The 9,198-nt window shown below is 68.1% G+C and carries 7 protein-coding genes; all 7 read right to left on the minus strand.

What is annotated here, in order from left to right; translation table 11 throughout:
- Nucleotides 1-749, minus strand: a 749-nt coding sequence (locus GM672_RS26310) for an RES family NAD+ phosphorylase (RefSeq protein WP_155473480.1), incomplete at its 3' end; no start/stop codon positions are given.
- Nucleotides 746-1,354, minus strand: coding sequence for a hypothetical protein (locus GM672_RS26315; protein WP_155473481.1), 609 nt, complete (start codon nt 1,352-1,354; stop codon nt 746-748). The genes GM672_RS26310 and GM672_RS26315, both read right to left, overlap by 4 nt.
- A 167-nt stretch (nt 1,355-1,521) precedes the next feature.
- A complete protein-coding gene (gene clpB, locus GM672_RS26320) occupies nt 1,522-4,128 on the minus strand; it encodes an ATP-dependent chaperone ClpB (protein WP_155473482.1) in 2,607 nt (868 codons plus the stop codon).
- Nucleotides 4,129-4,218: 90 nt separating this feature from the next.
- Complete coding sequence (locus GM672_RS26325; RefSeq protein WP_155473485.1) at nt 4,219-4,704, minus strand: molybdenum cofactor biosynthesis protein MoaE; 486 nt, start codon at nt 4,702-4,704, stop codon at nt 4,219-4,221.
- The gene (locus GM672_RS26330) at nt 4,704-7,289 is read right to left on the minus strand and encodes a DUF349 domain-containing protein (protein ID WP_155473483.1); all 2,586 of its coding nucleotides are present in this window, start codon (nt 7,287-7,289) and stop codon (nt 4,704-4,706) included. Before GM672_RS26330 ends, GM672_RS26325 begins: the two co-directional genes overlap by 1 nt.
- Nucleotides 7,290-7,398: 109 nt before the next feature.
- Nucleotides 7,399-8,136: a hemerythrin domain-containing protein gene (locus GM672_RS26335; protein ID WP_188915887.1), complete on the minus strand. Its 738-nt coding sequence runs from the start codon at nt 8,134-8,136 to the stop codon at nt 7,399-7,401.
- Between the two features lie 99 nt (nt 8,137-8,235).
- Nucleotides 8,236-9,198, minus strand: a 963-nt coding sequence (locus GM672_RS26340; protein ID WP_155473484.1) for a GNAT family N-acetyltransferase, incomplete at its 5' end; no start/stop codon positions are given.

Below are 9,198 nucleotides of genomic sequence, written 5' to 3' on the forward strand. Positions count from 1 at the left end.
CCTTTTTCTTTAAACCCAGGAAGGCAATAGATGAAACTCTCCAAGATGCACAAGCGTCTGCTCGCTCTGACGGCCATGGTGCCGATGGCCGCGCTGGCGCAGGAAGCCACCCAGGCACCGGGCCGGCAGCGGGCCGCTACAGCGTAAACAACTGCACCCGCAGGCGTGCCAGCAGGGCCGCAGTGTCCGATGATCCAGCAGGGCGTGGCGCCACCCTGCGCGGCCCGCACGCCGCTGCGTTCGAACAGGGCGACGGCCAGCTGCGTGTTGAGCTGCTTGCTGACATAGCGGATGCCATCGGCCTCCGGCACCTGGGCGTGGATCGCGCCGCTCAACCCCTGGGTCGGGGCATAGTCGTCGGTGGCACTGACGTCGTTGTCCAGGCCCAGGCGTTTCAGCGCGATGCCGCTCAGGTCGACGTGGCGCAGGTGCGTACGCGTCGGATGCACATAGTGCACGATGGCGCGGCGCGCCACGGCGCTGCGGTCCAGCCACCACTGGCCCGCCCGGTGGTCGCCCACCGTGTGCAGGATGGTTTCGCAGATGGCCACGGCCAGGGTATCGGCCGCGTAGGTGACGCCGAAGACCCTGGCAGGATCGTCGAAACGGTAGCGCCCGGTGGCGCCCCACCACGGCTCGGTGCCGGGCTGCAGGGAAAGGCGCAGCAGGCCGGCGACGTCGACCTGGCAAAAGTCCAGTTCCCCGGCCGCGCGCAGGGCAGCAAAGTCGGGGAGGTGCGAACGGGTCAAATACGTTCCCAGTCGCTGGCCAGGGCGACGATGTCGGTCGTGCGCTCGGCGGCCTCGGCCACCGTCTTGCCGCCCAGGCTGCCGTGCTTGCGGGTAAAGAAGAGCAGGCGGGGCCCCGATGCCACGTCGGCATGGAAGGCGCGGTTGATGCGTTCGAAGTCGGGCCGCAGGAAATGCAGGGCGGCGGCGGGATAGTAATGCAGCCGGCCCATGCGCACGGAGAAGATTTCGCCCCGGGCCCGGGCCTTGTCCAGCGCCTGGCGGGTGATGCCCCAGGCCGCCGCCAGGGTTTCGCCGTCGATCAGGCTGCCGTCGCGCGCCATGGCGGCGATGAGGGCTTCGCCCCGGTGGCTGTCCGTGGCGACACGGCCCTCCTCGGCCGTATTGGCGGGCACGCCCGCTTCCCGGCCCAGCGGCGACACGCGTGCATGGATGCCATGGGCGCGCAAGGCGGCGTAAAGCTGGTCGATCAAGACATGTGCCTGGGGCACGGCGTCATCGACTTCCACCAGGTAGGCATACGATGAGGAGGCGGCGCCCTCGTCGTCGGCCGCCTGGCGCGACAGGCCGGCGGCGAAGGTGTTCGATGCAGTGGCTGTACTCATGTGGCGACCTCGGATTGATGGCGACTGGAGCCATTGTAGTCCACAACGATTCCTTGCGCAACTTGAGCAACCAAAGCAACTTGGGAAACTGCAGCAACTTGGCAACCGCGCCAATCGACCCCGGCACGGCAAATCCAAACCGGCCGGGACGACCGCCCGGCCGCTGCTTACTTGCTGAGCACGTCCTCGCCGCTGCCGCCGCCAAACACCAGCGCCCCGTCGCGCGCGTCGATGCGGATGGTGTCCTTCGGCCCGAAGCGCCCTTCCAGGATCAGCTTGGACAGGGGATTCTCGATCTGCTGCTGGATGGCCCGCTTCAGGGGCCGCGCCCCGTACACGGGGTCGTAGCCGGCCTCGGCGATCTTCTGCAGGGCCGGCTCCGACACCTCCAGGTGCATCTCCATCCGCTGCAGCCGGTCTTCCAGGATCTTCAGCTGGATCCGGGCGATGGAACCGATGTTCTTCTCGTCCAGGCCGTGGAAGACGACGATCTCGTCGATCCGGTTGACGAACTCGGGCCGGAAGTGCGAGCGTACCTCGGCCATCACGGCCAGCTTGACGATGGCCGGATCGGATTCCTCCATCGACTGGATCTTCTGCGACCCCAGGTTCGACGTCATGATGATGACGGTGTTCTTGAAGTCGACCGTCCGGCCCTGGCCGTCCGTCATGCGGCCGTCGTCCAGCACCTGCAGCAGCACGTTGAAGACGTCATGGTGGGCCTTCTCCACCTCGTCGAGCAGGATCACGCTGTAGGGCTTGCGCCGCACCGCTTCCGTCAGGTAACCGCCCTCGTCGTAGCCCACGTAGCCGGGCGGCGCGCCGATCAGGCGGGCCACGGAATGCTTCTCCATGAATTCGCTCATGTCGATGCGGATCATCGAGTCCTCGGTATCGAACAGGAAGGCCGCCAGCGCCTTCGACAGCTCGGTCTTGCCCACGCCCGTGGGGCCCAGGAACAGGAAGGAACCGTACGGGCGGTTCGGGTCGGCCAGGCCGGCGCGCGAGCGGCGGATGGCATCGGACACGGCGTTGATCGCCTCATCCTGCCCCACCACGCGCTCGTGCAGCTTTTCCTCGATATGCAGCAGCTTGTCCCGTTCGCCCTGCATCATCCGCGACACGGGAATGCCGGTGGCACGCGACACCACTTCGGCGATTTCCTCGGCGCCCACCTGGGTGCGCAGCAGCCTGGGCTTGTCCTGGGCCGCGCCGGCCGTCGTCTCGGCCTGCTTCAGTTGCGCTTCCAGTTCCGGCAGGCGGCCGTACTGCAGCTCGGAGACGCGCTGCCAGTTCGATGCGCGCGTGGCCTCGTCCATCTGCAGGCGGATGCGCTCGATCTCTTCCTTGATGTGCGTGGTGCCCTGCACATTGGCCTTCTCGGCCTTCAGGATTTCCTCGAAGTCGTTGTACTCGCGCTGCAGCTTGGCGATTTCCTCGTCGATCAGGTCCAGGCGCCGGCGCGAGCCTTCGTCCTTCTCGCGCTTGACGGCTTCCTTCTCGATCTTCAGCTGGATCAGCCGGCGTTCCAGCTTGTCCATCACTTCGGGTTTGCTGTCGATCTCGATCTTGATCTTCGAGGCCGCCTCGTCGATCAGGTCGATCGCCTTGTCGGGCAGGAAGCGGTCCGTGATGTAGCGGTGCGACAGCTCGGCCGCGGCGATGATGGCCGGGTCGGTGATTTCCACCTTGTGGTGCAGCTCGTACTTGTCCTGCAGGCCGCGCAGGATGGCGATGGTCGCCTCCACGGTGGGCTCGTCCACCAGGATCTTCTGGAAACGGCGCTCCAGCGCGGCATCCTTCTCGATGTACTTGCGGTACTCGTCCAGGGTGGTGGCGCCCACGCAATGCAGTTCGCCCCGGGCCAGCGCGGGTTTGAGCATATTGCCCGCGTCCATCGCACCTTCGGCCTTGCCGGCACCCACCATCGTGTGCAGCTCGTCGATGAAGACGATGGTCTGGCCCTCGTCCTTGGCCAGCTCGTTCAGCACGGACTTCAGGCGCTCCTCGAACTCGCCGCGGAACTTGGCGCCGGCCAGCAGCGCGGCCATGTCGAGCGACAGCACGCGCTTGCCGCGCAGCGAATCGGGCACTTCGTTGTTGACGATGCGCTGGGCCAGGCCCTCGACGATGGCCGTCTTGCCCACGCCAGGTTCGCCGATCAGCACGGGGTTGTTCTTGGTGCGTCGCTGCAGCACCTGGATGGCGCGGCGGATCTCGTCGTCACGGCCGATGACGGGGTCGAGCTTGCCCTGGCGGGCCCGCTCGGTCAGGTCCATCGTGTATTTTTTCAACGCTTCACGCTGGCCTTCGGCCTCCTGCGAATCGACCTTGTTGCCGCCGCGGACGGTGTCGATGGCCGCTTCCAGCGACTTGCGCGACAGGCCGTTCTCGCGGGCCAGCCGGCCCGCCTCGGACTTGTCGTCCGTCAGCGCGAGCAGCACCATTTCGCTGGACACGAACTGGTCGTTGCGCTTCTGGGCTTCCTTGTCCGCCAGGTTCAGCACGGCGATGAATTCGCGGCTGACCTGGACGTTGCCGCCGGTGCCGGACACCTTCGGCTGCGAGCCCAGGCTCGATTGCAGGGCCTTCGTCAGGCCGCCGATATTGACGCCGGCCCGCTGCAGCAGCGAGCGGGCGGCGCCGTCGTCCTGGTTCAACAGGGCCAGCAGCAGGTGCAGGGGTTCGATGTAGGGATTATCGTTGCCGACGGCCAGGCTCTGGGCGTCGGCGAGTGCTTCCTGCAGCTTGGTAGTCAGTTTGTCTTGACGCATTTGCGCACACTCCAAAGTTTTATCTAACGATAAAGTAAGGATGTGCCGGTCCTTTTTCAAGCAGGACTTTTTGCTTAGGTCAAGCGTGCATCATCCTTGTCCAGGCAGTTTCTGCGGTATTTCAACACGCCACTTGTCCAGGGCCGCATCGTCGCTGACCCGGGCATCGACCCAGCGCTCGCCGGCCGGCGTGCTTTCCTTCTTCCAGAACGGCGCTTCCGTCTTCAGGTAATCGATGATGAACTCGCAGGCGGCGAAGGCCTCGCCCCGGTGCGCCGACGTGACGGCCACCAGCACGATCTGGTCCTGCGGCAGCAGCGGCCCGACCCGGTGCAGCACGAAGGCGTCGAAGATGGGCCAGCGTGCCAGGGCCTGCCCGATGATGGCGTCGATCGACGCCTCCGTCATGCCGGGATAATGCTCCAGCTCCATGGCTGCCACCTGGGCGCCGTCGTTCAGGTCGCGCACCGTGCCGACGAAGGTGACGATGCCGCCCACCTTGGGCTGGCCGGCGCGCAGCCGCGCCACTTCCTCCGACAGGTCGAAGTCGCCCGTCTGGATACGTACCCTGCCCATCATGCCCCCGTGCCGACGCGGCGCAGCAGTTGCTCGATGCGGCTGACGGTACGGTCGTCCGCCAGCGCCGGCAGCGCGCACAGCTCGGCCAGTTGCGCGGCGTGGCCGCCATGGCCGGCCTTGTGGCCGGACTTGAGCGAATCCTGCAGCACCTCGACCTGCATCTTCAGGCGCTCGCGTGCGAACTCGGCACCGCTGTCGATGCCGGCGACGATCTCCAGACGCAACACTTCGGCCAGCAGGCGCGGGCCGTTGGCGGCCAGCCTGGCGCCATATGCCGCGCGCGCCGCGCCTTCGGCCGCCTTCAGCGCCGCATCGAAGCGGCCCCGCAAGGCTTTTTCGGTATCGCCGCCAAGACCGGGCAAGGCCTGCCAGCGCCCGTTCCAGTCGTTCCCGTCGACGGCGTCCGTGCCGGCCACCGCCGTCTCGAGCGCCTGCACCAGGCGCAGCTTGTCGCGCAGCGCGTTGGCCTGCGCCGCGCCGGCACGCTTGCGAAGGGCGTCGCCGATGGCCTGCACCCGTGCCACGGCGGCGCGGTAGCGCTGTTCGATGCGCTGCTCGGCCGCGCGGGGCACGACGCCGGCCGCATGCCAGGCGCTGGCGGCATCCTTCAGCGCCTTGCCGATGGCAGCCAGCTGGGCCTTGTCGTCGCCGTCGAAGCTGGCGTTTTCCAGGGCCTCGCACACGGCTTCGCGGGCATGCAGGTGCACCTTGCGCTCGTGATCGGCCGCATGGGCCGATTCCTTGCGCTTGGCGAAGATCGTGTCGCAGGCGGCGCGGAATTTCTGCCACAGGGCCTGCTCCTGCTTGCGCTCCAGCGGCAGCGCCTTGGCGTGGCCCTGCCAGCTTTCCTGCAGGCCCCGCAAGGTGTCGACGGTATGGCGGTCGGCCGGATTGAGCTTGTAGACTTCCTCGATCAGCTGTTCGCGCCGCGCCACCTCGATGGCACGCTGCCCTTCCAGCGGCGCCATCAGGGTTTCCATCGCCTTGCCGAAGGCGGAATCGAGCTTCTTCTTGTCCTTGCGGTCGATCGTGCCGAGCCGGCTCCAGGCCTGGCGCAGCCGCTGCGACACGGAGGCCAGCGCGCGCCAGTCCTCGCGCGCGGCCGGCGAATCGGCGATCAGCGCATGCACTTCGTCGATCATGGCCTGGGCCTTGGCGGCATTGCCGTGGCGCTCGTCGGCCAGGTGCTTGAAGTGGGCCGCGGCCGGCGCATAGGCGGCCGTGCAGGCGGCATCGAACTTTTCCCACAGGCTTTTCGGCGCCGCGCCGGAGACATTGTCCAGCGCCTTCCACCGTTCGCGCATGGCGCTGACCTTGCGGGCCAGTTCGCTCATCGACAGGCCCTGCCCGGGCAGTTCCTCGACGGCATGCACCATCTCCTCGCGCGACACATTCCCGCCCCAGCGGGCCCAGGCGGACAGGCGCTTCAGCTCGCCCCGGATATGGGCCAGCCGCTCGGCCTGCTGCGGCGTCAGGCGGCCCGTCTTGCTGTCCTTAAGCGCCTTGTCGTGCTCGGCGGCCGTGTGCAGCTGGCCCGCCTCCAGCGCCGCTTCCATCGCATCGACCAGGGCCATGAAGCGGGCATTGGCTTCCTTGTCCGCCGGCGTGGCCTTGTGTTTCTCGCGGGGCGGACGGGGCGGCTGGGCCGCCTCCGGCGGTGCCGTGGCGGCCGGGGTCGAGGCCGGAGTGGCATCACCTGGCTCTGACGCTGCGGCGGCAGTGCCGCCGGCCCCGGTGGTGTCGGCAGCATTGACGTCGGCATTGTTGACGCCCGCTGTATGGACGTCGATGTCCTCCGCCGGCGCGGCGGAGACGGCGGCGGCCGGTGCCCGGGCCGCCAGCGCGGCGCGTGCCTCGGCCAGCGCGGCATCGAAATCGTTCAGCAGGTGACGGGGCAAGGTGGCCCGTTCCGGATCGGCCAGGTGGGCTGCATGGGCAGCGCCCAGGCGCTCCAGCTCGGCCTCATCGGGCGCCGCGGCGAAGCGGCGCACGGCGGCCAGCGCATCGCGCACACTGCGCTGCAACGTCACCTGCGCTTCCAGACGTGCGCCCAGTTGCGCCCGCAGCACGCCGAACCGCTCGGCCAGTTCGGCCGGCGCTGCAATCACCTGCCACAGGCGGTCCAGGTCGGCCACCTGGTTCGGCGTCAGCTTCTCGTCGGCCAGCAGGCGCTCGGCCGTGCTGATGCTGAGCTCGGCCTGGCGCTGTTCGGCCTGGGCGTGGCGGATCGCATCGAGCCGGCCCTGGACCAGCTTGGCCACGCGCCGGTCCGTGTTGCGCACGGCCTGCTGCACCCGTTCCAGCATGGGCTGCGACACGACGTGCTCGGCGGCTGCCAGGCGCACGTCGGCGAATTCGCTTTGCAGGATCAGCTCGACGGCACCGGCTTCGTTCCCCGCCAGCGCGCGGGCCGCCTCGACCTGCGCGGCCCGGCGCGCGGCCGCATCGGCAGCACCGTCGGCACGCCCGCCGCCTTCGGTGCCGGCGCGCGGATCGGAACCCCTGGGGTCGGGCCCCTTGGAATCGGAACCGTTTGAATCTGGACCTTTGTCGCCGGGCCGCTTGAAAAGGAATTCAAACATGATGTGCTATCGATGGATCAAAACCGCCATCATAGCGCAGCGCCGCAGTTCGCGGCGGCGCTTATCGACCGCTGGCCTGCCGCTGTGACCGCCGCCGCACCCGCCCAGTCTATTCGCCGCCGGCCGCCCGCTGCCCGGACAGGCGCTTGAGCGCGCGCTGGCGCAGTTCCGGGCGCAGGTCGGATTGCAGTTCCGGCAGGACGATATCGAGCTGGGTGACGGCGCCGGCCGGCGGCGCCAGGCGCGGCACGATGGCGATCGGTTCGCTTTCCGGCGCCTGGCCGCGGCCCTTGTCGCTGCCGGCAGTACCATCGGGCAAGGCCGCGTCGACGCCGCTGCGGCGCGCCTCGGCCATCTGGGCATCGTGCACCAGCAGCTTGTTGGCGATGGCGAACCACGCTTCGCCGCAGATGGCGCTGCGGGCGATGGCGAACAGTTCCTTTTCTTCCTTTTCCAGCCGGTGCAGCAGCGCGCTGCAGAAGCTGTTCATGGATTCGCAGATGGCCAGCACTTCGCCGTCGTCGCGATTGCCTTCCACCAGGTTCTGCTTCAGGCGCCGCACGACGGCCAGCGCGGACTGGTTCAGCCGGCTCAACTCGTCGAGCAACTGGTCGGCCCGCTCGGTGGCCTGGCGCAGCGCGGGAATCAGGTACAGCTCGACCTTGCGCCAATGGCAGGCCTGGTACAGCCGTTCCAGCGTTTCGCATGCGTATTCAAGTTGCGACAGGGTCAGGCTCTGCTGCCGGGTCAGGGTCGACTGCACATACTTCTGGAATGAAAGCAAACTCAGACGGATGTGGGCCTGCTCGACGGACAAGGCAACCAGAGTATAAGTGGCCGTTAACATTCTTGCTCCCAGGGCTGGACGGAAGTACAAGTGTAAATAGCACCGACAGATCGACCTTGACGTAGCACAAAGTCGGATACAAGTTAATTTCCTACCTTTCTAGGATGTTTTCGCATGCAAGGGCAGTTCCAGCAACACGCTGCCCGCTTCATTGCCGGGCAGCACGTGTCCGCCGAAACGCCGCACCAGCTGCTGCACGCCCGTGTTCTCGGCCAAGGCGTCGCCCGTCAGGGCTCCGGTGCCCCGGCTGCGGAAGTAATCCACCAGCTTGGCGAACAGGATCGTGCCCAGGCCCCGGCCCTTCAGGTCCGAGCGGATGACGATGGCGAACTCGGCGGCGCGGTTGTCCGAATCGGCCACGGCCCGCACCACGCCCAGCGTCTCGGGCAGGCCGTCGCTGCCCGTGCGGGTGGCGATGAAGGCCATGGCGCGGTCGTAGTCGATCTGCGTCAGCCGGGCCAGCTGGGCCGGCGGCAGTTCGCGCAGGGTCGTGAAGAAGCGCAGCCGCACGTCGTCCGGGTCGAGCGCGGCGAAGAAGCGCACGTGGGCCGGCGCATCCTCGGGCCGGATCGGGCGCAGCAGCAGTTCCCCGCCCTGCCACGGCACCAGTTGTTCCAGCGCCTGCGGATAGGGCCGGATCGCCATCGCCGACTCGGGGCGTGGCGGACCCAGGTCGATGGCGGCCTCGCCCACCCGCAGCCCGGCCGCGCCCACGGCCAGCGGGTCGAGCACGAGGCCGGCCACCCCGTCCAGGTCCGCCACCAGTTCGGCCACCCGCACCAGCGCACCGCACAGTGCGTCGGCGTGTTCGTCCAGCACCCGGCCGGCCTTGCTGCGCTGGACGATATCGCGCGCCAGCACGAGGTTCAGCGGCGGCAGACCGACGGCGCGGTCATCGGCCGCGCGGCCGGCGCTGCCGCCCAGGCCGAAGCCGATGGCGGGCCCGAACACGGGGTCCACCTTCATGTCGATGCGCAGCAGCGGCGTGTCGTCTACGCAGTCGCGCACGCCGTCGTCCGCCAGCACCAGGCCGTAGGCGGCCAGCACGGCGCGGCACTGGGC

Source organism: Pseudoduganella buxea, assembly GCF_009720835.1.
GTDB classification, from domain to species: Bacteria; Pseudomonadota; Gammaproteobacteria; order Burkholderiales; family Burkholderiaceae_D; genus Rugamonas; species Rugamonas buxea.